The sequence below is a fragment of the Streptomyces yangpuensis genome (genome assembly GCF_001005295.1).
Lineage (GTDB): Bacteria > Actinomycetota > Actinomycetes > Streptomycetales > Streptomycetaceae > Streptomyces > Streptomyces yangpuensis.
In genome coordinates, this window is record NZ_LBMK01000010.1 from 183,802 (window position 1) to 184,848 (window position 1,047).

Consider the following 1,047-nt stretch of genomic DNA (forward strand, 5'->3'; position numbering starts at 1 on the left):
CCGCGGTCCCCGCCACGGTCGTCGTCGCGACGCGGGTACGACGGACGCTCGCCCCGGTCACCACGGTCGTCACGGCGGGGGTACGAGGGACGCTCACCGCGGTCGTCGCGACGGAAGGAGGGACGGTCCCCGCGGTCGCCCCGGTCGTCGCGACGCGGGTAGGACGGACGGTCCCCGCCGCGGTCGTCACGGCCGCCACGGTACCCACCACGGTCGTCATCGCGACGCGGGTACGACGGACGGTCACCCCGGTCATCCCGACGCGGGAAGCTGGGGCGGTCGCCGCCACGGTCGTCACGACGCGGGTACGAGGGACGCTCCCCCCGGTCGCCACGGTCGTCGCGACGCGGGTAGGACGGGCGGTCGCCACCGCGGTCGTCACGGCCGCCACGGTACCCACCACGGTCGTCATCGCGACGCGGGTACGACGGACGGTCCCCGCGGTCACTCCGGTCATCCCGACGCGGGAAGCTGGGGCGGTCGCCGCCACGGTCGTCACGANCGGGTACGAGGGACGCTCGCCCCGGTCGTCACGACGGAAGGAGGGACGGTCCCCGCCCCGGTCGTCGCGACGCGGGTAGGACGGACGGTCCCCGCCACGGTCGTCACGGCGGAAGCCGCCGCCACCGCCGGAGGGACGCCCGCCACGGTCGTCGCGACGGTAGCCACCGCCACCGCCACCGGCCGGCCGGCCACCGCGGTCGTCGCGACGGAACGGGGGACGGTCGCCCCCACGGTCGTCACGGCCCCCGCGGTAGCCGCCCCTGTCACCGCCGTCGTTGCGCCGAGGCTCGCGCTCCGGACGATCGTCGGGAGAGTTGGACATGGGTGTGACTCCTGTCTTCGGGGTACCGCTAGTCATTCTCGCGCAACCAACCCATGGCCGCGCTTCGGCGTAAAGAAGTGAAAAACAAAAAGGACCCTTGATCCAGCGTTGAACGCTGGACCAAGGGTCCTTTGAAAGATTGTTCGGCGGCGTCCTACTCTCCCACAGGGTCCCCCCTGCAGTACCATCGGCGCTGAAAGGCTTAGCTTCCGGGTTCGGAA

The 1,047-nt window shown here is 72.3% G+C and carries 1 rRNA gene; it reads right to left on the reverse strand.

What is annotated here, in order from left to right:
* Window positions 1-967: 967 nt before the first annotated feature.
* Window positions 968-1,047: ribosomal RNA gene (gene rrf, locus AAT21_RS32850) — 5S ribosomal RNA — on the reverse strand; the annotation flags it as partial.